Raw genomic sequence first — 24,402 nt, 5'->3', positions numbered from 1 at the left:
TTTAAGGAGAGTTGTGTGGCTACTGCCTGTGATTTTTGAAGAGGCGGTACTCAATCTGGACTGAGGATTCCTTACCTTTTGGATGAGAGTGATGAGTGAAGCTGACACCCCGACGAATGGCCAAGAGCTGCCTAAGCCAAACGATTTTAACGTTGCTGATTCTGCCTCTGCGGACTTCAGTGCCGCTCCCACGGAGTTGCCCCTCCAGCAGTCAGAGTTGCTAGAAGAAGATTGGCAAACCGTGAATTTTCCGAACGCGATCAGTATTGATGCGATCGCCCACCCGGTTCCTGAAGTAGAAGAGGTCAGCACCGCGCAGCCTGAATCGTCGGAACTTACAGAGTCACTGGTTTCCCTCTCTCTGCCAGAGGTAAACGAGATTGTCACCATTATGCAAGAGCTGCAACAGCGCAATGGCTACTTGCTGAACCGTGTGACGCAGTTGGAAGTCGTGTTAAACGAGTGCCAAGTCACCCTCGAAGCCCAGGCTAGCCGCACTCAAGAGCAAGAAAGCATTCTGGCGCAACAAAGCGAAGAACTAACCTCAGCAGATGAGCATATTGCTCGCTTGATGCACGAACTAGAATGCTCTCACCAGGCCGCCCAGCGCCAACAGATTTTGGTAGAAACCATTACGGCTCAACTGGAAAATAGCCAAGAGCGGGTCGCCCAACTAGAACGTGAATGTGCTCTGACACAACAGCGCTATAACGAGCAAACTCATGCGCTGATGCAAGCAGAAAATATTTGCCGAGACTTGCGATCGCGCCTGCACCGCCAGCAACGCTACACACTGCAATTTAAGGCAGCTCTAGAAAAATGCCTCGATGTTAGCTCGCCTTGTCATGAAGCGCATCCTGACTTAGCCGCTGCCAGCGCCACACCCAACGCCACCAAAGCTCCCTCCGCCACAAAAACTACTGCTGCCTCAGACCCCGCTTTTCTGCCCAAAGTAGACTCAATTCAACCTTGGTCTGCTCAACCTTGGCTGATGGATGCCGACCCAGAAGCAGCAGAAGCCTTTAGCGCATCCGAGTCCCCGCTACATGGGACACCAGACACTGCATTCTCGGATTGGTCAGGCTTAGACTCCGAATCTGTCGCTGACTCTTTACTAGAATTGCCTCCCTCGATCGCGCCTATTTTCCAAGATTTGTTGGCATCTCCTACGGCAGAGGCAGCAGAAGCGGCAGAAGCAGAGGCTCTCAACGCCAACCACCCCCTCTGGAATCAAGCAGCTATTGATTCTCAAGATCAGCTATCCATCAGCTACAACCTCAAGAAAAAAGCAGAAGCAGCAGAGGCAGCAGAAGCAGCAGAGAGCACAACTGTAAACCCATCCCCTCAAGCACAAGAAGCAATTCCTGCGGCTGAAGAAACTGAAGAGCCTGAGTTTACCGAGCCTACCGTTCTGCTAGAATCTGACCCCAGCCATACACTAGAGGCGATCGCGCCATCCTATGCACTCGATTGGGAAGAAGATTTGCCGGAGGAATTGGTACCTGCCTTGCCAGAACCAACTAGCTCTGTCACTGCCCCTGTAGAGGACGTGGAAGGCTCCATCCCCCCACTGACTGGAGCGGATGTTAATGAGGAAGAAGAACTCTGGCACGACTTAGCCAAGCTGATCGATATCTCAGAAGCGGCATCTGGTTCTGCGCGGTCTCAGGTAGAAACCACAGCCCCATCTAGCGATGAGTCTGAAGCGATCGCAGCCTCAGAAGAGTCAACGAGTACAGGTTCTTTTACCTTTTCTTCCAGTTGGCCATCTCCCACTCTGCATCCACTCCGCTCTCACAAAAAGCGTTCTTCAATGGCGGCGGTAGAGTTACCCAGCTTCCCCCAGCGCCGCTCCTAATTGGATTGAGACCTAACCCCCAGCCCCTTCCCTGCTAGGGAAGGGGAGCAAGATTTGAAGAACTTGTGTGATTAACCTTTTTTGCCTGCCAAAGGGCTGTTAGGGCTGACAGGGGAACCTGAGGCGACATCAGGCTGCGACGTGGATGAATTGGGTAGCGATCGCCTAAATTCAACTTGAGGAAGGCCCAAGCCAGCCGTTAGCGCATAGTTCCAGCTCAACAACCACAACCAAAAGCCAGGATAGTGTGCTTCTAACCAAGGTTGACTCCAACGAGTGAGTTGAGGGAGCCAATTACCCACCAAACCGCTCATCAGAGCAGCAACGGTAAAGCTCACATAGCTGCCAATCCAACGGAAAAAGTCTTTCGGGCCAGCCAGTTGCCAAATCCAAACTAACAAGGCGGGGTTTTGCCATGCGGCGCGGATCGCCATGCGGTTAAACGACACCCAATCAGCTCGGTCTTTGATAAACGCATCTGCTATGGCTGGAGGTTCCCCTGCCAAAATACCAAAGAAGGTATTGAGCATGGCGTTAATCCGCTCTGGCGGCAGGAAGCGGTGAGTCGGCACCATCATGCCTTTAGAGAACAGCCAAGTCACAGAGACATTACTTTGGAACGTATGGATTTGGTTGAGGTGCTTAGCCCTGAGCAGATCGTGCTGCAAAGCCGTGTCAAGCAGATGAGTTAAACGGCCCAAATTGCGCACCAGTGAGCCAAATCCAGTGAAAACCAAGGGAGACTGCAACGAAGCAGCATCCCCGATCGCCACCAACCGATCGAAAGCCACCTGGCGATCGCGACTGCCTACCGTGAAGTGACCCGGAATATAACCAAACGTCGGTTTGCGCCACACCAGCTGATCCATATCGCAACGGCGATACTCTGGCAGAATCGTAAAAAAGTCCTCATACATCTCCAGCAGCGAGCCAGGATTGTCGGGATGTACCTGATGGTAGTGGAACAGATAAATCGTGATTTCCTCACCCTGAGCTGGGAACAGCTCCCAAATCAATTGTCGCCCCTTAGAAATGTCCCCGTGGCTGTTGAGGACATCACCATACTTGGCATCCCAGACTTCTGGCGCGAAACCACTCGCGATCGCCGCCCCTACGGTCGGGCAAACACTGTCAAAGGCGCGGCCACCGTTGAGTTGCCAAGCGATCGGGGAAGCGGTACCCATCGCATCAACCAACAAGCGTCCTGTAACCTGTTTGGGCGATCGCGTTGGTAAGTGAGTCAGCGTCACCGTCACTTGTTCAGCGCTGACATCAGCCCGGACAAACTCAGTTTCGTCCCAAATTTCACCCCCTGCCGCCCGGAATTTGTCGCCACAAACTCGCAACAGCTTGTCGGCATCAATCCCAACATTGAGCACCGTCGGCGTGTGCAAAATCGGAGCTTTCGCTTGAGGCGGATTATTGGCATCAAAAAACTTATGAAACCCGTCGATATATTCCCTAGCAATTACAGATTCAAAGTCAGCGGGCGTAAACAGTCCCAAATCAATTAAGCTTTGGAATTCATCCCGAGAAATATTCCATTCTCGATTCATGCGGCCAAAGGGCAAGCGCTCCACCAATAGCACCCGGTAGCCCAGCCGAGCCATCACCGCAGCATGAATCACCCCCAAAGCGCCACCAATGTAGATCAAGTCGTAATCGAAGGCGTTGGGGTTCTGCGAATCTGAGTTGCTCGTGCCTAAGCCTTTAGGGCTGGCTTCTGAGCGAAAAATTACCTGTTGGGGTTGCTGAGGATTACGGACGCCCTCACGCCAGCGTTGCTCCCACCAGTAGACACGGGTTAGGTCATATTCCCCGTTCGGCATTTTCTGGAAGAACTTCACCGTCTGGGGATAGCGAGAAGCGAGAGCCTCAAAGATCGATTGCTGCGTCAGGTCGATCGCAGGCGGCACTGGGTACTGATTGGGAAACTGCTGCCTAATTGCGGTTGTAAGGTGCTGGAGGAATTTTTGCTCTCCTGGAATTGCTGTTTCTGCCCACCGAAAAATCTTTAAATAGGTCGTTCGCTGTAAAGACCAGACAAAAACTGACAGCTCAGAGTCTAGGGCACTCGTTGGGTCTGAAATCGTCTTAGATGCTGTTGTAGTCCTGCAACAGCTGAGACGGAAGCCGTTTGGCGTTACAATCTTCTCGCCCAACTCTGGGTGAAAGTCTTGCTGTAACCATCGACACACACCCTCTGTATCTGGGGTAGGAACTTCAATGTAAAGAATTTCTTTCATTACGAGGATTTTGGGGGGATTTACTCCAGCAAATTACGTAGTAAGGCAGGGTTGACAGAACCCAAAATTACGTTAAACTTCCGAATACTAAATTACTTAAGAAACTTTACAACATTCTCATATAGCTTTTAGGCGGCGATCGCCTTGATTAACTAGCCATGAATTATCCCATCCCTGTGAATCCTGAAGAAATTGTGGCGCTTCGCCAAGAACAAGTTGACGAAGAACTGGTAGCTGCTGCGATCGCGGGTGTAGTCCTGATTACACGCTCTGAAGGTCGTTCCTTAGCAGATTTAACAACAGAAGTGCTCAAAGATGACAGCCTGCTAGATGCAGCTCAACGGCGCTGGCTCAGCGATATCGTGGCTCAAGCCTGGGAAAGCCTACCATAGTTCTAGAACCAGTTCTGCATTCGTTCAGTTTAAGAGCGCTAAAGCGAGCAAGCGATTCATGCAAGACCTCAGTGCCCAAATTATTCGAGCTTGGCGCGAGCGTGTAGGCCCCAAGCTGTTGCCGCTGCTGTCTACAGTGCGATTGGGTGGATTAGTGCTGGCAGGTTTTGCTCTCTGGGGCTTTGCCGAAATAGCCGATGAAGTTTTAGAAAAAGAAACACAAGCATTCGACACGACAATTTTGCTGAGCCTGCGGGAGATGCACAACCCCCTGCTCGATCGCCTCATGATCGCGATTACGTTTCTTGGGGAGCCAACAGAACTAACTATTATGAGTTTGGCTTTGGGTGCTTGGCTGCTGTGGCGAGGTCAACGCTCTGAAGCCACTACATTGGCGATCGCGGCAGCAGGAGCAGCGGGGCTGAATTTTTTGCTAAAGGATGTATTTGCTCGTGCCCGTCCTGCTTTGTGGCAGCGAATTGTAGATGTGCGATATTACAGCTTCCCCAGTGGTCACGCCATGTTGTCGATGGTGGTCTATGGTCTGCTGGGCTATTTGCTAGCCACTCACTTTAGACGCTGGCGCATCGGCATTTTGGTTGCCACAGTGGTTATAATTGCCGCGATCGGGTTGAGTCGGCTCTATCTGGGTGTTCACTGGCCTACAGATGTTTTGGCAGGCTACGCAGCGGGTTTGGTCTGGTTACTAACCTGCATCCTCAGCATCGAAATCTGGCGACACCGAGCCGCAATGCGAACTCAAGAAGCAGAACGCCCAAAATCAACCAGCACAAAATGACTTGGGGCGATCGCGAAGGACTTCATCTAGATCGACCACTTGGTTTGCTGCAATTTCTGACTCTGCTTGGGCAATTAGGCGATCGAGTTTCCCCGATGTGAAGTCAGCTTCAATTTGTTGGTCCCACATCTCATCTAAATAATCCTGAAGCCAAATTGCAAGCTGACAAATATCGTTTTCTAGCAATTGTTTGATAGCTGCTTCGATTTCTGGTAGCTCAGTCATAGAGAAGGCTGCTCTAAGTTACTTCTATGCTACCGTGCAGCAATTTGAAAATTGCTAAATTGCAATTAAATTCCGCTCACTTACTTCTTGCGATAATGCCCTTTAACAGAAGTTCCATCCTGACGACGATAACCTTTCACATAGGTTTTACCACCTGAGCTGGTTGAAGAACTACTTCTCCACAAGCTAGATGGACTGGAACCACCCCAATTATTCGTAGCTTTTTGTTGATTTGATTGTCTAGCCTTCTCTGTCTGTGCCTGCTGTTCTTGCCTTAGTTTTTCTTCTCGAAGCTGCTGTTCCCTTTTAAGCCGTTCTTCACGCTGTTTGTCCAATTTCAACCGTTCTTCACGAAGGCGTAATCTTTCCTTTGCTCGTTTCTCCTTCTTACGATCCTCTTCTTCACGTCTCCATTTTTTGATCAGACATTGCCAGTTTTCTGACGATATTTGAAGATCTCTCACAGGAGGCGTAGAACTTTCCCGTGTAAAGCTATAAATCTCGCTGTCCAGATTAGTAGCAGTTGAAATGTTAGAAGCCTGATCCCATTGCTTCGTGTTTTCTTGAAGTTTTTGAATGACAAAGGGTGGCAAAAAAAGATTGGGTACGGGTTCAGGTGTAGGTTGTTTCTTTCCAAAAATTCCCTCAAAGAAACCGACTTTTTGAGGTTTTTGCGGTTTAGGAATTGCCGTCTCAAGAATCCAAATCTTGACTGTTTTATCCCAGCTACTACTAATAATCACCTGACCGTCAAGACAGAAGCTTACTGAGCTAACTCCTGCTGAGTGAGCCTGAAAAGATGAACTTAAGATACCTTTGGCAAGATCCCAAACCTTGATGTATCCATCATCTCCACCACTGACAAGAAATTGACCGTCAGAACTAAAGCTCAAGCCACGCACACTACTGGAATAACCTTGTATTGTTCCTTTAGATAATCCAGACTGTACATCCCATAGAAGAATATCACCCTCATCTCCAGCGCTCGCCAGCGTTTTTCCATTAGGGCTGAATGTAACTATACGAACATCTTTAGTATGGGCAGACAGGCAGAAAATCTCTTCCCAGGCATTAGTCCGCCACAGCTTAATTGTGCAGTCGCAACTACCACTGGCCACCAAACTACTATCAGGGCTTACAGCAATAGACTGAATGTAATTTGAGTGCCCCTGAATTGCTTGAACTTCTTTGCCATCTTTCAAACTGAAGACCTTGATTTTGTTGTCGTCACTGCCGCTGACGATAAGGTCGTAAATTGGAATAACAGCAACCGATGTCACTGATTTTGAGTGATTGTTTAGAGTCAAAAGCTCTTTAGATGTTCTTAAATCCCAAATCTTGATAGTGCCATCATCACTGCCGCTGATAAGGCCATTGCCCTTTGGAGTGAAGACAACAGAACGAACACCCTTAGAATGCTTGAATGAAAGCTCTAGTGGATTGCCATCATTCAGGTTCCAGAGCTTAATAGTATTGTCATCACTGCCACAGGCGAGTAACTGACGGCCTGGATTGAAACTGGTTGAGCGAACACCGCCAAACCAGCTAGAGTCACCACTAAATGTATGAACATGATGCCATGTCTGTCTCATAATTGAGATGACTCCATTGACTTAATTATCAAGTTATCTTTGTCAGCATTCCCAGCAGTGCTATGCAACTACACGTTGAAATCTTCCAATACCCACATCAAACGAGTTTTTTGTGATAACGCCTGATTTAGAAAACGGAATAAACGATCGCGAAACTAGTTAGCAATGACCTTGGCATCCAAAAAATTATGATCCCCTTAGTTAGTAGGGCAATACTACAACCCAAAAGAAAGGTGGTCATTCTGCCATCTGCCCCTTTAGGCTGGAGAAGAACGAGTCTTTACGGCTGGCTTGCTTAACTCAGTTAGCGATACAGTTGTGTCTACCTTGAGGCTCCGTTGATTAAAATGAGCAGATCATCTCTCAGTTAATATGCAGAAAATTTTCACAGCTCCCGAACCTGCTACTTTATTTGCGAGTAGAACCACGATTAGCGTGCAGGCGCTATTTTTAGGTGAGCGGATTGACATCAAAGTCTTAGAGACAGGCGATCGCCTAGCCGTTTTACCTCTGGTGGTGACAGCGGGAGCACAAGGCTGTGCAGTGCTGTTTCGTTATGGAGCCGTCGTGCTCTTTAACTTAAATTCTGAAGAAACGGATGCTTTTCTAACGAGTCTCAAGTCCTCTGTGATCGAGCCTTTCGAAAAGCCAGAAACGGAATCTGACCAGATCCAGCTCAACCCCGCTGATGCCTCTAAGGTCAAAGACGGCATTATTCTCTTGAGCGAGTTTACAGTGGAGCGGTTGCAACTCGTCGCTGATGTTTTGGCTAAAAGCGTAGTTCTGTCCCATTACGAAGCCAGCATTGCTAATTTCTTCGATCGCATTGAGCCTTTAGCGGCTGATTTGCAATATCAAGGTCGAGGCAAACGCCAAGATAGAGAGTTACTGCGTCACATCGGCGGCACGCTATTAATTCAACACAAAATGGTAGGACTGGTAGCCTTGGGCGAAAAGCCAGAAACCCTCTGGGAACGTCCAGAACTAGAGCGGCTCTACCTTCGAATGGAAGATGAATATGAAATCAGCGAGCGGCACGCGGCTTTACAACGCAAGCTGGAGTTGATCTCCCGGACTGCTGAAACTGTGCTGGATTTGCTGCAACGCAATAGTAGTCAGCGGGTCGAGTGGTACATCGTCATTTTGATTGTGGTCGAAATTCTGCTGACCCTGTATGAGTTGTTCTTCCGGGGTTAACCACGAGGCTCAATGCGTTTCACTATAGTCAGCACAAAAAGCACCATGAGGGCAGCAATTAAGCTGAGGGCTAGTAAACCACAACCTGCGGCAATGCCTAACGCTGCTGAAACCCAAATTGCCGCAGCAGAGGTCAGCCCCCGGATACGCACTTGCTCAGATCTGTGCTTCGCCTGCTGGAGGATTTCCCCTGCTCCCAAGAAGCCGATTCCGGTAGCTATGCCTTGAATGACGCGACTCAGAGCATCGGCACTTGCGTCGGTTTGACCCAATTGGATGGGGATTAGGACTAAAAGAGCCGAGCCAAAACTCACGAGCATGTGCGTTCTCAGGCCAGCGGGTTTATGGTGAATTTCTCGCTCGAAGCCAATCACGCCACCGACGAGCAAAGCCAGACTCAACCTGACCACAATGTGCCCTAAGCCGTCCAAAGTAATTGGATGAATAATATTCAAGGTTTACTAAAAGGTTGCTAACAAGCAATCAGGATTGTAGCTCTCCACTGTACTATGCTTTCAAGCCTTCAGGGAGGTTAGCGATCGCTGATTCTGTCGCTGCCATCAGCCAACGCGGGTAGGCGTAGGAACAGTTTGCGGTTAGCGTGCCTGGGTAGTGAGTGCTGCTCACCCAATCCACAACACTCTTTAAACTTTCGAGTGGGCGATCGCCTGTCGCTTCAAAAGCCAAGCTCCACCAAGCAGTGTTGTGGATTGTAAGTTGCGTCAGTTCCACGGTACAGCCTGTGTCCATAGATTGGCCTAGAGGCACCGCCACACAAGTTTGGTTGGGTAACACCTCATACTGCCGCTGCGATCGCGTTTTTTGGACGCTAACCCAAGTGCCCTGAGCTAGTAATTGCTCATCTATTTCCTGAGGTTGAGGGGAATTGTCGCCCGACCACTTTACCCATTGCTCTACCCGACCTCGCCAACCAGAACCAAAGTCTTCCACGCCTAACTCCGCTTGGCGCAGCTTCACCTCTAGGTTGCCCTGCCGCAGTTTCAAACCCAAGTATTCATGCTCTGAAATCAAGAGATATGTGTCTTGCCGCTCCGTGGGTGCCGCTAAATATTGGCCCAATTCTGCCTGCTGAAACCACTGGGCGATCGCATCTGGAATCGTACCGAGATGAAACCAACGCACTTCTGTTGTAATCAACATGAGTTTCCTCACCTCTTAACCCAAAGAAATCAGGATTAACAATTCGCAAAACCAGGCGAGAGCAGAAAGTTGCTAAAAGCCCAATCTTCACAATCAGCTTTACTAATAGTTACTTTCTGAAACATTTGAATAAATTAAGGAAAGTTCATTTTAAGATAGGGCTAACGTTAAAACCCTTCATTGCTGGAGAAGCCTCTACTTCCGCGAGAGAAGCAGCAGAGAAAGGGCACAAACACCGATGAGTCGGGTGCATCTCCGTGTCCAGTTGTTTTTGTACCACCGTCTTCCAGGGGCCACAAAGTTTCCGGGAGAGTCAGTGCCTGGAACAACTTATTGGTTGGCAGGAGTGAAATAGTGCACATAGAAAACCAAACGACAGCAGTAACCCAAGCAACAGCAATTGATGAACCATTATTAGACCCTTTTTTTACGCTATCTCTGGATTTGCTTTGTGTAGTGGGCTTCGACGGCTACTTTAAGCGCTGGAATCCAGTTTGCGAAAAAATCCTGGGTTTTACTGCTGCTGAGCTGCTCAACACTCCTGCAATACGATTTGTCCACCCTGGCGATCGCGCCCTGACCAAAGCTTATATACAGCAACTACTCCTCAGCTCAGAACCAATTTGTTTCGAGAATCGCTGCTTGTGCCAAGACGGTTCCTATCGTTGGTTGTCCTGGAAAGCCCAAGCCCTGCCAGAGCAAAAACTGATTTATGCCACAGCTCACGACATTACCGAACGCAGGCGATCGGCGAAGCGGCTGCGCTCCAGTGAAGAAAGATTTCAACTGCTCATAGAAAGCGTCAAAGACTATGCCATCTATATGCTCGACTCAGAGGGCATTGTCATTAGTTGGAATACAGGTGCAGAGCGGATCAAAGGCTACAGTGCTGATGAAGTAATTGGTCGGCATTTCTCTTGTTTTTATCCACCCGAACAAGTCCAAGAAGGCAAGCCAACTTGGGAGTTGCAGCAAGCCGCGGCTTTGGGTCAGTGCGAAGTGGAAGGCGAGCGGGTCCGCAGAAATGGCTCTAGATTTTGGGTGAATGCAGTCATGATCGCGCTGCGGGATCACAAAGGGCAACTCCAAGGCTTTGCGAAAGTGACGCGAGACATTACCGAGCGCAAACAAACAGAAGCAATTCTGCAACGAGCTTTTGATCAGCTAGAAAAGCGGGTCCACGAGCGGACGAGTGAGCTATCCCAAGCAAACTTCATGCTCAAGCAAGAAATTGCCGAGCGGGAGCAGGTCGAAGCGGCACTCAGGCAGTCAGAAGCCCAACTAAAGCAGCAAGCTCAACAGCTAGAGTCCACCTTGTATGAGCTACAGCGAACCCAATCCCAACTGGTGCAGTCAGAAAAAATGTCCAGCTTAGGTCAGTTGGTCGCAGGGGTCGCGCACGAGATCAATAATCCGGTTAGCTTTATTTACGGCAACGTCAAGTATGCCGATGAGTATATCCAGACAGTGCTGCATTTACTGACGCTCTATCAACAACAATGTCCCGATCCAGTGGATGAGCTGAAAGCGGCCCTAGCAGGAATTGACTTAGACTTCCTGGCGGCAGACCTGCAAAAGCTCCTGCAATCTATGCGAGTGGGGGCAGAACGGATTCGCGAAATTGTCTTGTCTCTGCGGAACTTCTCGCGCTTGGATGAGGCAGAAATGAAAGCAGTAGACATTCATGAAGGTCTCGACAATACGCTGCTGATTCTAAAAAATCGGCTCAAAGCTCATGCCAGCCATCCTGGGATTACAGTGCTGCAAGAATATGGCGACCTGCCTCTAGTAGAGTGCTACGCCGGACAGCTCAACCAAGTATTCATGAACATTCTGAGTAACGCGATCGATGTTTTGGAGGACTCCCAAAATCAGTCCCCTGAGCAACCGGGTGTGATTCATATTTGTACGACTGTGCAAGCTGATCATTGGGTTGTCGTTCGCATTGCCGACAATGGCCCAGGTATGAGTGAAACCATACAACGGCGGCTCTTTGATCCCTTTTTCACCACAAAACCTGTTGGGCGTGGGGTGGGGTTGGGCTTATCGATTAGCTATCAAATTGTGGTGGAGAAGCATGGAGGCCGCTTAAAGTGCCACTCCATTCCGGGTCAAGGCACAGAATTTGTGATCAAAATTCCTAGCTTGGCAGCTCTCCGGGCCAGCCCACCTCTAGCTGAGCCAGTGCGACTCCAGTCGCGATCGCCAGAGCAGCAAACAACTCTGAATCCCGTGTCATCCAAGCAATGTGTGTGAGGTAGGACCACGTTGACGCACTCCCACGGCTAAAGCACGTGGGATTCAGCGATACTGGCGAACAATGCGAGGCGAACCCCGTCTGACTTGCTCTCTCGCTCTAGACAACGCCCTGCCTAGTTGGATTGCTCCAAACAACCAGAATTGGTTTTCTCTCTTTAGGACTGACAGACAATGCGAACCCTGGATTTTACCCCTAGCGATTCGAGTTTTCCAATTAAACTGCCAAGTCTACATTCCTGCGGTACGTTTGAGTCTTTACCCGAACAACTTCTGTTCAGAACCCGCCGAAACCCAAGTATGTTGAAGAACTTGCTTGAATTCTATCAGAACACATGGTTCATTTGTTCGCCTCCGGCTCACCGCCTTATATCCCACGGCTAAAGCATGTGGGCTTTACGGCGATCTCTGTAAAATTGGGCAACGATCAAGTCAGACAAGGAAGCAGCGGTCATGGGCACGTCTCTAGAGGTTAATAGCGAAAATTTTGCGACTGAGGTCGTGCAAAAGTCCTACGAAAAGCCAGTCGTAGTCGATTTTTTTGCTCAGTGGTGCGGCCCCTGCCAGATGCTCAAGCCCATCTTAGAGAAGTTGGTGCAGGAGTACGATTTCGTCTTAGCCAAGGTTGACATTGACCAAAGCCCAGATTTAGCCAACACCTACGGAGTGGAAGGGGTGCCAGATGTCAAAATCTGGATGCAAGGTGAGATGCGAGATGGCTTTGTGGGTGTCTTACCAGAACCCAAGCTGCGATCGCTGCTGTCAGAGTTGAGCTTGAAGTCTGAACTGGAGCAAGGGCTAGAAACGCTACAAACGGCAATTCAACAGGGCGACGTCGCCACAGCTAAGCAACTGCTACAAACCCTCAGTGAGAAATATCCTGAGGATCGGCGCTTAATTTTGGCGGGTGCCAACTTTCTGATCAATCAAAATAAATTAGAGTCAGCCACCAAGCTATTGAGTGCGATTCAAGCCGATGACAAGGAATATTTCGCCAAAGCGCAAGCAATGAAATCGCTAATTCAGTTTCAGCAGATTGCCGCAGAATCTGTCATCGAAACTGAATTGGATGAAGTATTTCTAAAAGCCATTCGGTTGACTTTGGCAGCAGATTACGCAGCCGCCTTGTCGCTCTTTTTAGAGTTAGTCGGTCGCGATCGCAAATATCGAGCAGATGGTGCTAGAAAAGCCATGCTGACTATTTTCGACTTGTTAGGTGATGAGCATCCTCTGACAAAAGAATACCGCAAGCAATTATTGCTGGCTCTTTACTGAGTGCCATTTTTAACTATCAACTAAACAAGCTTACGTAAGCCAAACTGAGGTCTATCTAGTTAGTCTTAGTTTAACGAATCAACTTAGCTTTAAAGGCTGGGTTTATGGTATTTATCAAGTCTTAAGCTAGAAAATCCAGCGATCGCTCAAGCCTTACGGAGCCTTGATTATACAAATCATACTAGGGACATACATTTACCAACACTCCAACCAAACCAGGCTGCATGCTTTCCCAGTAAAATTGAGAATAAGTTCCTTGGAAGCACTTACAGAACTGCTTGAAGTGTATAAAATTGTTGTTTAATACTGGCTTGTTAAAGTGGAACCATCTTTTTTTACAATTTACCAGACTCAGTCGGGTATTGAGCTGCGGCCCGGATGTGACGATTCATCCGCAGAAGCGCGTTTGATTTGTACCCACAAATCCTATGAATCCGCTTACGAGAGTGCCCAGTTAATTGCTCATAACCGCAACATGCCACTCATTGATTGCGTGTATGCTAACCATCTTCCTTGAATCACGCCTAAATCATTGAATTCGTCTACTTAGTGAGTAGCTTGAACTTGATCCAAGCAGCCCCTAACAGTAGCCCCACCGCATGAGTCCAATAACTCCAACTAGAGGGATTCATGCCACTCGGCATATTTAAACTTCCTAACCCGTAAATTGCCTGCTGCCCGAACCACCAAAACAAGTAAAACCAAGCAGGTAATTCAATGGGCACAAAGATTACCAATAGAGGCAAGATCGAGTCAATCTTAGCTTTGGGGAAACTCACTAATTGACGCACTCCCACGGCTAAAGCACGTGGGATTCAGCGATACTAGCGAACAATGCGAGGCCAACCCCGTCTGACTTGCTCTCTCGCTCTAGACAACGCCCTGCCTAGTTGGATTGCTCCAAACAACCAGAATTGGTTTTCTCTCTTTAGGACTGACAGACAATGCGAACCCTGGATTTTACCCCTAGCGATTCGAGTTTTCCAATTAAACTGCCAAGTCTACATTCCTGCGGTACGTTTGAGTCTTTACCCGAACAACTTCTGTTCAGAACCCGCCGAAACCCAAGTATGTTGAAGAACTTGCTTGAATTCTATCAGAACACATGGTTCATTTGTTCGCCTCCGGCTCACCGCCTTATATCCCACGGCTAAAGCATGTGGGCTTTACGGCGATCTCTGTAAGCTCCCAAGACGGCGGCGATCGCTCCATTTGCACCAATCAGCGGAGTTTGCAAGGTGGGATCGAGCAAAACTTGTAAACCGCTGGTGAGTATCCCAATCAGCACAAAAAAAGCTAGAAACACTCCGTGCCCTAGAGTCGCCTCAGCTCCTGCCCCAAAAACCCTCAAAAAGAACAGATTTCCTAGTAAGTGCGCCCAGCCCTGATGCAAAAACAAGCTCGCTAGCAGGGCGACCATCAGGAATGGTAGCGCTAACCACTCTCCAGCGATTGCATCTTGACTGAGTGCGACCATCCGGACAGGCACTACTCCCCAAGTTTGCAGAACATTGGCTAAAGCTGGCGCTTCTAGCTGTAACTCCCACAAAAATAAACCAACACTCAGCCCAATCAAGCCGTAGGTGACAAGCGGACGAGAACGCTGGGGTAAGTTGTCACCAAGGGGAATCATGGCTAGAGCAGGCTCAAGGTTTTAACTAGCCTACTCCAGCTCTGCAAATAGGTCAGCTAAAACTTGGTTAGAAAACAGAAATCCCTCAGGATCGGTGAGCTTGATTCGAGCTTCGGATGGCAGAGCTTCAGGGGTCAGGATGGCGATCGCTTCCCACTCCACTCCTGTCACTTCTACCCAACCTTGTTCATGATGTGACTGTAAACAGTGACAGATTTTGTCCAAGCTAGATTTACCAAACTGTTTGGCTAACTCTACTAAACTCAAGCCTTCGGCAAGGCGAAAGCCCAGCATCAGGGTGTCGAGGAGGAGATCTGGAGAGGAAGAATGAGGGATGAAGGATGAAGGATGAAGGGGGGAGGAAGGTGAAGTGCTGGAGAGTTGGGATTTTTGGGTTTCGACCCATTCGTAATATTCGCGGGTTTTGCGGGGACGGGTGAAGCGTTGGCCTTGGAGGTAACTGGCGGCTCCCATGCCGAAGCCATAAAAAGGTTGGTTTTTCCAGTAGACGCGATTGTGGCGACACTGGAATCCCGGTTGCGCATAGTTAGAAACTTCGTAGTGGTCGTATCTCGCAGCCGTGAGCAGTTGTTGAGCTAAGCGGTACATCTCAGCCGCAGCAGTGTCGGAGGGTAATGGTTTGTCTCCGGGTTGATATTGCCGACCAAAAGCGGTGACAGGCTCCACGATTAGGTCGTAGCTGGAAAGATGCTTAGGAGCCAGGGCGATCGCCGCTTCTAAAGAGGCTTGCCATTGATCTAGGGTTTGATGCGGTAATCCTGAAATCAAATCTAAACTAAAGTTAAGCATCCCTGCTTGGTGGATCAGTTCCACGGCAGCATAAATATCGGTGACTGAGTGAGTGCGGCCACAAAGCGTCAGTAATTCTGGTTGAAATGCCTGCACGCCTAGGCTAACTCGATTGACTCCCGCTGCTTGATAGCCTCGAATTTGAGGTAGATCAAACGTGCCGGGATCAATTTCAATTGAGATTTCGGCATCAGCAGCGGTGCCAAACTGACGCGCCAAGGTTTGCAAAATGCGATCGAGTTGCGCTGCGGAAAGTAGGGATGGAGTACCACCCCCAAAAAAGATAGTCTCTAAAGGCTGGGTAGAAATGGCTGGATCTGAGGCTGTATCCAGTACGGTCAGCTCAATTTCTTGACACAGCACTTCCACATACTGCGCGATCGCCCCAGAAGTTTCGCCACGGGCATGATCCCCCACCACAGCCACAGGAAAGTCGCAGTAATAACACCGCCGCCGACAAAAGGGGATATGCAGATAGGCTGCTTTTGGGCGATCGCAAGCAACAGTTCGGGAAATAGGACTTATGTTTTCTAGCACCGAATTTGTAATAAGGCTCAAACTGGTAAAGAAATCTTGATTAAAATTGCCAGTTGGGTGAAATGTAAAGCTATTAATAAAGCTATGAACAGTCTTTTAGATTAACAAAAGCTTATTAGGTTCTGTAGACGGTCAGCACCCGGAAAAGTAGTGAAATCAACCCATTCCTGACCCTACCCCAATGGGTTCAAAATAAAATTGCTAAGACAAACTTCAACTGGAAACTACTAAATAAAAGCCAGTTTCTAATAGAAGGTCAAAGTCAACAGTGTCATAAAGTTAAGCAAGGGCAGGATATAAAATAGAGCCATGTGAAGTTTTAATAGCTGAGTGGGTTCAAGTCGCTACTGAAGCCCTGCTAAATCTTGAAAGTGAATTCAATCGGCTTAACACGACGCTCAGCCACCGTCCAACTCTCCTCTAGTCTCTCCAAGACTTCTTGAGTGGGGCTAGACATACATCCCATCTATCCCAATGGGCTATACATATGCTCGATGCACTAATCATCTTCTCATTCATACTAGCAGGGGCGGGGATCGGCTTCTTCAGCGTTGATCTCCTACCCAACACAACCTTAGCCCAAGTCAGCAATCGTGAGGGCTTGAGCTTAGTTACGGCTGGCTTCGGAGCCTTAATTGGGGTCGCCTTTGGCCTTGTCGCTCAGACTGCATATCGACGGCTAGAAAAACAAGTTCGGCAGATGCCAGTCGATATCTTGCTCAGCCGTTCCGTCGGTTTAGTCTTAGGACTGTTGGTCGCCAACTTGATGCTAGCGCCCATCTTCTTACTACCGATCCCCTGGGAGTTTGCCTTTATTAAGCCATTGGTAGCCGTTCTGGGTAGTATTCTGTTTGCTTTTTCTGGCATGTCTCTAGCGGATACCCACGGTCGAGCCTTGCTACGGCTGATCAATCCTCACTCAGTCGAAACCATGTTGCTGGCAGAAGGCACCTTGAAGTCTGCTAGTACCAAGGTTTTGGATACTAGCTGCATCATCGACGGGCGCATTGAAGAACTCCTCAGCACAGGTTTTCTAGAAGGCCAGATTTTGATCCCGCAGTTTGTGTTGCTGGAGCTACAACAAGTTGCCGATGCTTCTAGCGACCAAAAACGGGTGCGAGGAAGACGGGGCTTAGACATCCTCAACCGCATGAAAGAAGCTTATCCCGAACGAATCGTTATTCATTCCGCTGACTATGACGACGTTCCTACTGTAGATGCTAAACTTGTGCGCTTGGCTCAGGAAATCAATGCCACGCTGTTCACCAATGACTACAACCTCAACAAAGTAGCGAGTTTACAGCGAGTGCCCGTCTTGAATATCAATGAACTGGCTCAGTCGCTACGACCTGCTTATTTACCAGGAGATTACCTGGATTTGAAGATCCTCAAAGAAGGCAAAGAACCTGCTCAAGGGGTCGGCTATCTGAACGATGGCACGATGGTAGTGGTCGAAGAAGGCGGTAACCGAATTGGTGATGAACTCCAAGTAGTAGTCACTGGGGCGTTGCAAACTTCAGCGGGTCGCATGATCTTTGCGCGTCCCAAGTCTTCGATTGTGGCCTAACTGCTATGGCGGCACCTAGTAAAGATTCTAAGCTGCTCAATTTGGATCTAGTTTGGAGCTTAGGGCTATTCGTCGCTGCTTGCGGTTTGTGGGGGATCAACTTGGGTGGGTTGCCTCTGCGGGATTGGGATGAAGGTACCTATGCCGCGATCGCCAAAGCCATGTACCGCACTGGGAATTGGCTCTACCCCATGATCAACGGCAGTCCTTACCTTAACAAGCCACCACTGCTAGAATGGCTGATCGCTAGCAGCTACAAGCTATTGGGGATCAGTGACTTTACGACTCGCTTACCAGCAGCGTTTTTAAGTGCTTGTGCGGTGCCGTTGCTGTACTGGGTAGGGCGGCAGGTATTTAATCAGCGCTTGCCAGCAGTTTTGTCCGCAGCGGTATATCTCACCCTCCTCCCCGTCGTGCGACATGGGCGACTGGCGATGCGAGACGGCATTACTGTCTCATTCTTGCTGTTGTTAGTGGGATGTCTGTTGAAAGCGCGTCACGATCGCCGTTGGGCTTTGGGAGCGGGCATTGCACTAGGCTTGTTGGGCTTAACCAAAGGCATTTTGGCCTTACTTCTAGGGGCGATCGCGTTCATTTTTCTAGTTGTAGATCGGCAGTACGCTTTACTTTGGAGTCCTTATCTGTGGTCTGGAATTGGTTTGGGGGCTGTACCAGTCCTGGCTTGGTATGGCGCACAAGTGCAGCACTACGGCTCTGTTTTCCTGCAAGTCCATTTCTTAGCGCAATCGGTAAATCGCGTCTGGGAGTCCGTCAATAGCAATACTGGCCCTGTTTGGTACTATCTCCTAGAGCTGCTGAAATATACTTGGCCTTGGTTACTTTTCCTCCCCAGTGGGTTAGCGTTGGCGTGGCAGAAGCGACAACTGACTTGGAGCCGTTTAGTCTCAGTCGGAATCGGGATTTACCTGAGTACTGTTTCGGTGATGACAACCAAACTGCCTTGGTACGTGATCCCGCTCTACCCCTTTATCGCTTTGGCTTTGGGCGCACAACTCGATCAGCTTTGGCACCGCGATCGCCCCTACTCCAAAGTAGCAGCGGGTTTCTTGGGGTTCCTCGCGATCGCAGGCTTTGCAGGAGGAGCCTATGCCAGCTGGGCTGACTCACAGCCTGTCCTGTTGGCGATCGGCACCACTGTAGGGGTGAGCTTTGCCTGGGCGGCTTGGTGGATGCTGCGTCAGCAACGGCAGTTCATCACAGTTTTGCTGGTGGGTTGTTACGTAAGCTTGGGGCTGTTGATGAGTTCTTCGCTTTGGCTGTGGGAGCTAAACGAAGCCTATCCCGTTAAGCCCGTGGCTGCGCTGATTGCCGCTCACACTCCACCCGGAACCACCGTTTACACCTCATTTCCCAACCATCGCCCCAGCCTTAATTTCTACAGCGATCGCCTAGTGCTACCCACAGGTTTACCTGATTTGCAGCAGCTCCAGGCAACTCAGCACTATTTGTTGCTAGATGCCGTAGTTCTAAACAGCTTACAAATTTCTAGTCAGCGGGTATTGGGCATGGCTGAAGGATTTGCTTTAGTAGCACCCACCGCTGCGCAAACTCCTTAAGAGACCGAAGAAGTCAAGAAGTCAGTTGCCAGATTTTGATGGTGTTGTCCCAACTGCCACTAGCGAATAACTGCCCTCCGGCACTAATGGCGATCGCGCTGATGGGGTTAGAGTGGTCTTTCAAAGTACAGATTAAGTCTCCTGTCCCCACACTCCAGACTTTGATTGTCTTGTCGCTGCTGCCACTGATCAGCATTCTGCCATCTGGGGTAATGGCGATCGCGTTCACCATATCTGCATGTCCCGTGAGAGTGCGAATCAACTCTCCTGTCTGTAGATTCCACAACCGAATTGTTTTATCTTTGCTGCCGCTGGCTAAAATTTGACCGTCTGGGGTGATCGCGACTGAATTGACTGAGTTGAAATGCCCATAGAGGGTGCGAGTTAGCTCCCCACTGCCTAGGTGCCAAAGCTTAATCTGGTTATCCAGTCCGCCACTAGCCAGCAGCAAGCTATTGGGACTAATCACCACCGACTTCACCATGCCCGCAGTCCCCGATAAGGTGCGGAGCAGTTCTCCTGTTCGTACCTTCCACAGCCGCACCGTTCTGTCTTCACTGCCACTAGCCAGAAGCAGACCATTGGGAGTGATCATGACCGAGTTCACATCTCTGGAGTGCCCGACCAAATTGTGCAGCAGGTCGCCAGTTTGGAGATTCCAAATCTTAACGGTCGTATCATCACTACCACTGACCAACAATTGTCCATCCGGGCTGATCGCCACTGAGTTAATTGCTTTGAGGTGGCCTGGCAAGGTTCGGATTAAGTTGCCAGTTTGCAGATTCCAGACTTTGAGCGTGTCATCCAAACTGCCACTGACGAGGATTTGTTTGCGAGAACTGATTGCTAACGACATCACCCAAGAGGAGTGCCCGGTTAAGGTACCGACACATTTCCATAGAGCTAGCTGAGACTTCGGTGGGCCAGAAAAAGAATGACTGGAACTAGGGGGTTTAGAGGAGGCAGGTTGGGAAATGGGCGCAGATGCCCTCGGCCCAGAAATGGCACCCGAAGTAGAACCAGAACTAGAACCAGAACTAGAACTAGAACCAGAACGATTAGAAACCCGTAATGGTGGCTGAGACGTTAAAGGCCGCGATCGCGGAGGCTGAGATGTGGGAGGAATACTGGATAAGGGTGGGTTAGTGGGTTTTGGTGCTGAGTCCGGCAGGGAAGGAGGAACTGCTTGTAAATCTTGGAGTACTTCATCTACAGATTGATAGCGATCGCTCACCAAATCTTTGAGCAGCTTGTCGAGAATTTGCCCCAACTGACTGCTGACATTCACACCTTTGCGGGCCAAATATTCTTGCCACAGCCACCGACCTTTTAAGGGGTCGTAAAGTTCTTCTGGCTTCACTTGGGTCATCAAGTAAAGGCAAGTTGCCCCTAAACTGTACAGGTCGCTAGCAGGGTAGGCCTTACCACTACGGAGCTGCTCAATCGGTGAATAACCTTCAGTGCCAATTTTGGTGCCTGGCTGCGCTAAGGTGACATCGCTGAGTAGCTTAGCCACACCGAAGTCAATCAGCACTAGCTTTTGATCTAACTTGCGCCGCACAATATTGGAAGGCGTAATGTCTCGGTGAACCACTTGGCACTCATGCACAAATCGCAGCACTGGCAATAAATCATTTAAGACATCACGAATCTTTTGCTCGCTAAACCTGCCTTGCTGGTGGAGTTCTTGAGCTAAATTCAGTCCCTCAATAAATTGCTGTACCAAGTACAAGCGCTGCTCTTGCTCAAAATAGGCCAAGAGGGCTGGAATTTGGGGATGTTCGCCCAATTCATGCAACCGTACTGCTTCTTGATCAAACAAGCGAATGGCTTTGTCTAAAGAGCGAGCACTTTGCACCTGAGGCGAAAATTGCTTTACCACACAGCGGGTCTTGAGTCGGTCTTCATCAATTGCTAAATAAGTGCGCCCAAAACCACCTTGCCCAATCGGTTGCAAAATTCGGTAGCGATCTCTGAGTAAAGGGAACAGCTTCGCCTCACAGCTTTGGCAAACTGTGGCACTATCAGGATTTTGGGGTTGCTTACAGTTCGGATTCAGGCAACAAATCATACTCAGAGGGCACCCAGCGGATCTGCATTGATCTTCATTGTCCCAGGGGGATTCTCTCGCTGACTTAAAACTTCATGAAATGGTATGAGCAGCGTGATAAACCCAGAGTCTACGAAAAAACCCTTGAGCGTAAGGCTGCAAGGGTTAAATGATTCTATATTTCTGGCTGGAAGGTCGCTCATTTTACCTTGATGGCAAGCTGCGATCGCTCAAACTCAACCACCCGCGATCGCTGGAATGATGCTCACTTCGTCACCGTCGCTCAGCGGAGTCTTTTGCCCATCCAAAAACCGGATGTCTTCGTTATTGACGTAGAAGTTGACAAAGCGGCGCAACTCACCTTGGTCATCACAAAGACGAGCTTTAATGCCAGGGCAATTTTGCTCCAAAGACTCCAATAGTTCACTAATATTATTCCCCGCACACTCTACCGTGGCTTGGTTATTGGTCAGCTTTTGCAAGGGAGTCGGAATCAGAACTTTAACGGACATAAGGCAAGTAGGAAGGATGAAATAGGAAGGATGAGATTTGAAAGAAAGACACTAGTGTCTTTACTTTCTAGACTAAAACCTGTTGCCACTCTAGGCGATCGAGGGTGCGGGAACGCTCTAGAGCTCGCTCGAAGCTGTCGAGTTTGGGTTCAATGGTGAGAGGCTCGTTGATGCAGCCTTGTAGCGCTTCTTGGGTCTTGAGGCCGTTACCTGTGATGTAAACCACGGTGGTTTCCTCAGGATCAATTTTGCCTGCTTCTACCAGCTTCTTCAGAACGGCGATCGTGGTGCCACCTGCGGTTTCGGTGAAGATGCCTTCAGTTTCAGCCAGCAGTTTGATGCCCTCGACGATTTCAGTATCGTTGACCGACTCAATATTGCCGTTGGTTTTCTTCGCCACATCGACAGCATACACACCATCAGCAGGGTTGCCGATCGCGATTGACTTGGCGATCGTGTTTGGCTTGACAGGAGAAATAAAGTCACGGCCTTCGCGGAACGCTTGAGCGATGGGAGAGCAACCTTCAGCCTGAGCGCCACTGAAACGCACTGGCTTCTCATCGACTAAACCAACTTTGACGAATTCTTGGAAGCCCTTGTAAATCTTGGTGAACAGGGAGCCAGAAGCTAGGGGAGCGACAATGTGATCGGGGAGTTCCCAACCGAGTTGCTCAATCACTTCGTAACCGAGTGTCTTGGAACCTTCGGAGTAGTAAGGCCGCAAGTTGATGTTGACGAAGCCCCAACCGTGGGTGTTGGCCACTTCCGAGCACAGGCGATTCACTTGGTCGTAGTTGCCGTGCACTGCCATGACGGTGGGGCCGTAGATTAGGGTACCCATGACTTTACCCGCTTCCAGGTCGGAGGGGATGAAGACGCAGCAATCTAGACCTGCATGAGCCGCGATCGCCGCGGTGGAGTTAGCCAAGTTCCCGGTGCTAGCACAAGAGACAGTGGTGAAACCCAGCTCACGAGCGCGAGTCAGAGCGACAGAGACCACCCGATCCTTGAAGCTCAAGGTGGGCATGTTGACGGCATCATTCTTGATATAGAGCTTCTTGAGACCGAGGCGACGCGCCAAGCGATTAGCTTGTAAGAGAGGAGTCATGCCAGTGCCAACATCAATGGGGTTGTCAGTGGCTACGGGCAGGAAGGGACGATAGCGCCAAATCGAGTTGGGGCCAGCTTGGATACTGGCGCGGGTGACTTGCCGTTGAATAGCGCTGTAGTCGTAAGCCACTTCCAACGGCCCAAAACAAAACTCACAAACGTGAGTGGCTTTGAGTTCGTACTCTTCGCCACACTCCTTACACTTCAATGCTGTGAAGGTAGCAGCAGTGGATAGGGTGGGGGTGTGAGTTGCTTGGGTCATGGTCACAGCTCTCTTGTAATCAAGAATTACGGTCTTTAGAAGTTCTGTCGCGTCGGCAGTGGTTCAGATAGTAACACGCCTTCCAAAACACCGTCAAACATAGCCGACTGATTTTGTCGGGATTAATCCAAGCATTTACAGGGAGGGAGTTTTGGCTATTTCCATCAAAGTTTATTCCAAACTTTCTTCAAAGTTGAGTGATAAAGCAGAGACTTTTTTGTGAGCGATCGCTCATATTGTTGTTAAAAACCGCAATACGACTCGTCACCCACCACTAACAGGCGGAATTAGCACCACTTCATCCCTCGCTTGCAACGGCGTATCGGGTTCGACAAATTGCAAATTCACGCCAAAGCGAGTTAAGTCGCGCCAGCGCTCTAGTTCTGGATGCTCTTGGATCAAGCGATCGCGTACCTCAGCCACTGTTGCCCCGACTGGCATCTCTAAAGTAATTTCTGGTAGCCCGTAGGCTTCTTGGTAAGCAGCAAACAGCTTAACGGTCACACTAATAATAGAAGGGTCAGACATCAATCTTGGCTCACGAAACCTCAAACCCTACTTTTAGCTAATCAGCGGGAAGCCCCGCGCTATAAATGTACTCATTTTAGCGTCGGGATGAAAGCCAGGGGCACTCGACCCAGTGCCCAAACTCCTACAAGCGAAGCAATTTTCTAGGATTGGGAACTTCTCTCAATACTTTTTATCATGGTTGTATAAGCGTGATAAAGGTCGTAATCATGTTGAAAGCAGTTAAGGTCAGGATTTATCCAACCAATGCACAGGCACTTCATCTAGCGCAAGCTTTTGGATGCGTTCGATGGGTCTGGAATCAGTCTCTAGCGGTCATGTCATCGACCTATAAGGAGACAGGTAAAGGCGTTTCTGCTCTCAATATGAAGAAACAGATTCCAGTGTGGAAGTTAGAGCATGAATGGCTAAAAGAGTGCTATTCCCAATGCTTGCAGCAGTCTGTACTGAATTTGTCTCAGGCGTTTATCAACTTCTTTGATGGGCGGACGCAATATCCAACCTTCAAATCTCGTCACGGTCGTCAGTCGATTCAGTATCCTCAGAACGTCAAGATCCTGAGTAAGTCTGAAATCAAGTTTCCTGGCAATCTAGGAACGATGAAGGCAAAAATCCATCGTGATTGCGTGGGCAAGCTCAAGAGCGTTACCGTGTCTAAAATGCCTGACGATCGTTACTATGCCTCACTGCTTAGGGGGTTGCAAATAAATAACACCCCTGTCAAGCAGGAAGAATGGTGATATCCCATTTGGGTAAAGTTTCAGACCGTTGCCAGAAGGGGAGATAGGATTCTAATTCCTCAGCCAGCAATTTGA

General features: G+C 49.3%; 21 protein-coding genes. 9 read left to right on the top strand and 12 right to left on the bottom strand.

Going from position 1 to position 24,402, the window contains the following annotated elements; translation table 11 throughout:
• The first annotated feature begins 91 nt into the window (after positions 1 to 91).
• Positions 92 to 1,858 carry a hypothetical protein gene (locus tag KME12_08595; GenBank protein ID MBW4487834.1) on the top strand — a complete coding sequence of 589 codons (1,767 nt, stop codon included), beginning with the start codon at positions 92 to 94 and terminating at the stop codon, positions 1,856 to 1,858.
• Between the two features lie 71 nt (positions 1,859 to 1,929).
• On the opposite strand, the gene KME12_08590 is transcribed toward KME12_08595, so the two are convergent.
• A complete protein-coding gene (locus KME12_08590) occupies positions 1,930 to 4,104 on the bottom strand; it encodes a flavin-dependent dehydrogenase (GenBank protein ID MBW4487833.1) in 2,175 nt (724 codons plus the stop codon).
• A gap of 158 nt (positions 4,105 to 4,262) precedes the next feature.
• Here KME12_08590 and KME12_08585 point away from each other — a divergent pair, with 158 nt between their 5' ends.
• Both KME12_08585 and KME12_08580 read left to right on the top strand, forming a co-directional pair.
• Positions 4,263 to 4,496, top strand: a complete 234-nt coding sequence (locus tag KME12_08585; GenBank protein ID MBW4487832.1) for a hypothetical protein — start codon at positions 4,263 to 4,265, stop codon at positions 4,494 to 4,496.
• Between the two features lie 58 nt (positions 4,497 to 4,554).
• On the top strand, positions 4,555 to 5,295 hold the full coding sequence (locus KME12_08580; GenBank protein MBW4487831.1) for a phosphatase PAP2 family protein: 741 nt from the start codon (positions 4,555 to 4,557) through the stop codon (positions 5,293 to 5,295).
• Here the strand turns inward: KME12_08580 and KME12_08575 are convergent.
• Positions 5,278 to 5,520 carry a hypothetical protein gene (locus tag KME12_08575; GenBank protein MBW4487830.1) on the bottom strand — a complete coding sequence of 81 codons (243 nt, stop codon included), beginning with the start codon at positions 5,518 to 5,520 and terminating at the stop codon, positions 5,278 to 5,280. The two genes, KME12_08580 and KME12_08575, sit on opposite strands and share 18 nt — an antisense overlap.
• Before the next feature lie 80 nt (positions 5,521 to 5,600).
• A complete protein-coding gene (locus tag KME12_08570; GenBank protein MBW4487829.1) occupies positions 5,601 to 7,112 on the bottom strand; it encodes a hypothetical protein in 1,512 nt (503 codons plus the stop codon).
• A gap of 372 nt (positions 7,113 to 7,484) precedes the next feature.
• On the opposite strand from KME12_08570, the gene KME12_08565 reads away from it, so the two are divergent.
• Positions 7,485 to 8,309: an RMD1 family protein gene (locus KME12_08565; protein ID MBW4487828.1), complete on the top strand. Its 825-nt coding sequence runs from the start codon at positions 7,485 to 7,487 to the stop codon at positions 8,307 to 8,309.
• Here the strand turns inward: KME12_08565 and KME12_08560 are convergent.
• Positions 8,306 to 8,755 carry an MgtC/SapB family protein gene (locus KME12_08560; protein ID MBW4487827.1) on the bottom strand — a complete coding sequence of 150 codons (450 nt, stop codon included), beginning with the start codon at positions 8,753 to 8,755 and terminating at the stop codon, positions 8,306 to 8,308. The two genes, KME12_08565 and KME12_08560, sit on opposite strands and share 4 nt — an antisense overlap.
• A 61-nt stretch (positions 8,756 to 8,816) precedes the next feature.
• Positions 8,817 to 9,470 carry a hypothetical protein gene (locus KME12_08555; protein MBW4487826.1) on the bottom strand — a complete coding sequence of 218 codons (654 nt, stop codon included), beginning with the start codon at positions 9,468 to 9,470 and terminating at the stop codon, positions 8,817 to 8,819.
• A 354-nt stretch (positions 9,471 to 9,824) separates the two neighbouring features.
• On the opposite strand from KME12_08555, the gene KME12_08550 reads away from it, so the two are divergent.
• Together KME12_08550 and KME12_08545 are read left to right on the top strand one after the other, a co-directional pair.
• On the top strand, positions 9,825 to 11,726 hold the full coding sequence (locus tag KME12_08550; protein MBW4487825.1) for a PAS domain S-box protein: 1,902 nt from the start codon (positions 9,825 to 9,827) through the stop codon (positions 11,724 to 11,726).
• Positions 11,727 to 12,179: 453 nt separating this feature from the next.
• Entirely contained in the window at positions 12,180 to 13,001 is an 822-nt protein-coding gene (locus tag KME12_08545) for a tetratricopeptide repeat protein (protein MBW4487824.1), read from the top strand.
• A gap of 542 nt (positions 13,002 to 13,543) precedes the next feature.
• On the opposite strand, the gene KME12_08540 is transcribed toward KME12_08545, so the two are convergent.
• From KME12_08540 to hemW, 3 genes are all read right to left on the bottom strand, one after another.
• Positions 13,544 to 13,798: a hypothetical protein gene (locus KME12_08540; protein MBW4487823.1), complete on the bottom strand. Its 255-nt coding sequence runs from the start codon at positions 13,796 to 13,798 to the stop codon at positions 13,544 to 13,546.
• Positions 13,799 to 14,151: 353 nt separating this feature from the next.
• The gene (locus KME12_08535; GenBank protein MBW4487822.1) at positions 14,152 to 14,634 is read right to left on the bottom strand and encodes a rhomboid family intramembrane serine protease; all 483 of its coding nucleotides are present in this window, start codon (positions 14,632 to 14,634) and stop codon (positions 14,152 to 14,154) included.
• A 30-nt stretch (positions 14,635 to 14,664) separates the two neighbouring features.
• Positions 14,665 to 15,993 carry a radical SAM family heme chaperone HemW gene (gene hemW / locus KME12_08530; GenBank protein ID MBW4487821.1) on the bottom strand — a complete coding sequence of 443 codons (1,329 nt, stop codon included), beginning with the start codon at positions 15,991 to 15,993 and terminating at the stop codon, positions 14,665 to 14,667.
• Positions 15,994 to 16,468: 475 nt separating this feature from the next.
• Here hemW and KME12_08525 point away from each other — a divergent pair, with 475 nt between their 5' ends.
• Together KME12_08525 and KME12_08520 are read left to right on the top strand one after the other, a co-directional pair.
• Entirely contained in the window at positions 16,469 to 17,548 is a 1,080-nt protein-coding gene (locus KME12_08525; GenBank protein MBW4487820.1) for a PIN/TRAM domain-containing protein, read from the top strand.
• Positions 17,549 to 17,553: 5 nt separating this feature from the next.
• The gene (locus KME12_08520) at positions 17,554 to 19,125 is read left to right on the top strand and encodes a glycosyltransferase family 39 protein (GenBank protein ID MBW4487819.1); all 1,572 of its coding nucleotides are present in this window, start codon (positions 17,554 to 17,556) and stop codon (positions 19,123 to 19,125) included.
• Between the two features lie 13 nt (positions 19,126 to 19,138).
• Here KME12_08520 and KME12_08515 read toward each other — a convergent pair whose 3' ends face one another.
• From KME12_08515 to KME12_08500, 4 genes are all read right to left on the bottom strand, one after another.
• Positions 19,139 to 21,196 carry a serine/threonine protein kinase gene (locus tag KME12_08515; GenBank protein MBW4487818.1) on the bottom strand — a complete coding sequence of 686 codons (2,058 nt, stop codon included), beginning with the start codon at positions 21,194 to 21,196 and terminating at the stop codon, positions 19,139 to 19,141.
• Between the two features lie 215 nt (positions 21,197 to 21,411).
• Entirely contained in the window at positions 21,412 to 21,687 is a 276-nt protein-coding gene (locus tag KME12_08510; GenBank protein MBW4487817.1) for a MoaD/ThiS family protein, read from the bottom strand.
• Positions 21,688 to 21,754: 67 nt separating this feature from the next.
• A complete protein-coding gene (locus tag KME12_08505) occupies positions 21,755 to 23,059 on the bottom strand; it encodes a threonine synthase (protein MBW4487816.1) in 1,305 nt (434 codons plus the stop codon).
• Between the two features lie 264 nt (positions 23,060 to 23,323).
• Entirely contained in the window at positions 23,324 to 23,587 is a 264-nt protein-coding gene (locus KME12_08500) for a MoaD/ThiS family protein (GenBank protein MBW4487815.1), read from the bottom strand.
• Positions 23,588 to 23,796: 209 nt separating this feature from the next.
• Between KME12_08500 and KME12_08495 the strand changes: the two genes are divergently transcribed.
• Complete coding sequence (locus KME12_08495; protein ID MBW4487814.1) at positions 23,797 to 24,327, top strand: helix-turn-helix domain-containing protein; 531 nt, start codon at positions 23,797 to 23,799, stop codon at positions 24,325 to 24,327.
• The last annotated feature ends 75 nt before the right edge of the window (positions 24,328 to 24,402 follow it).

It is taken from the genome of Trichocoleus desertorum ATA4-8-CV12, from assembly GCA_019358975.1.
GTDB lineage: Bacteria > Cyanobacteriota > Cyanobacteriia > FACHB-46 > FACHB-46 > Trichocoleus > Trichocoleus desertorum_A.
This window is presented reverse-complemented; position numbering and strand designations above follow the sequence as displayed.

Bases quoted from the DNA above. Each gene is read 5' to 3' on its own strand.
- KME12_08575 (MBW4487830.1), bottom strand. From the start codon at position 5,520: ATGACTGAGCTACCAGAAATCGAAGCAGCTATCAAACAATTGCTAGAA.
- KME12_08565 (MBW4487828.1), top strand. From the start codon at position 7,485: ATGCAGAAAATTTTCACAGCTCCCGAACCTGCTACTTTATTTGCGAGT.
- KME12_08510 (MBW4487817.1), bottom strand. From the start codon at position 21,687: ATGTCCGTTAAAGTTCTGATTCCGACTCCCTTGCAAAAGCTGACCAAT.
- KME12_08535 (MBW4487822.1), bottom strand. From the start codon at position 14,634: ATGATTCCCCTTGGTGACAACTTACCCCAGCGTTCTCGTCCGCTTGTC.
- KME12_08500 (MBW4487815.1), bottom strand. From the start codon at position 23,587: ATGTCTGACCCTTCTATTATTAGTGTGACCGTTAAGCTGTTTGCTGCT.
- KME12_08525 (MBW4487820.1), top strand. From the start codon at position 16,469: ATGCTCGATGCACTAATCATCTTCTCATTCATACTAGCAGGGGCGGGG.
- KME12_08555 (MBW4487826.1), bottom strand. From the start codon at position 9,470: ATGTTGATTACAACAGAAGTGCGTTGGTTTCATCTCGGTACGATTCCA.
- KME12_08520 (MBW4487819.1), top strand. From the start codon at position 17,554: ATGGCGGCACCTAGTAAAGATTCTAAGCTGCTCAATTTGGATCTAGTT.
- KME12_08570 (MBW4487829.1), bottom strand. From the start codon at position 7,112: ATGAGACAGACATGGCATCATGTTCATACATTTAGTGGTGACTCTAGC.
- KME12_08545 (MBW4487824.1), top strand. From the start codon at position 12,180: ATGGGCACGTCTCTAGAGGTTAATAGCGAAAATTTTGCGACTGAGGTC.
- KME12_08495 (MBW4487814.1), top strand. From the start codon at position 23,797: ATGTTGAAAGCAGTTAAGGTCAGGATTTATCCAACCAATGCACAGGCA.
- KME12_08590 (MBW4487833.1), bottom strand. From the start codon at position 4,104: ATGAAAGAAATTCTTTACATTGAAGTTCCTACCCCAGATACAGAGGGT.
- KME12_08505 (MBW4487816.1), bottom strand. From the start codon at position 23,059: ATGACCCAAGCAACTCACACCCCCACCCTATCCACTGCTGCTACCTTC.
- KME12_08580 (MBW4487831.1), top strand. From the start codon at position 4,555: ATGCAAGACCTCAGTGCCCAAATTATTCGAGCTTGGCGCGAGCGTGTA.
- KME12_08515 (MBW4487818.1), bottom strand. From the start codon at position 21,196: ATGATTTGTTGCCTGAATCCGAACTGTAAGCAACCCCAAAATCCTGAT.
- KME12_08585 (MBW4487832.1), top strand. From the start codon at position 4,263: ATGAATTATCCCATCCCTGTGAATCCTGAAGAAATTGTGGCGCTTCGC.
- KME12_08595 (MBW4487834.1), top strand. From the start codon at position 92: ATGAGTGAAGCTGACACCCCGACGAATGGCCAAGAGCTGCCTAAGCCA.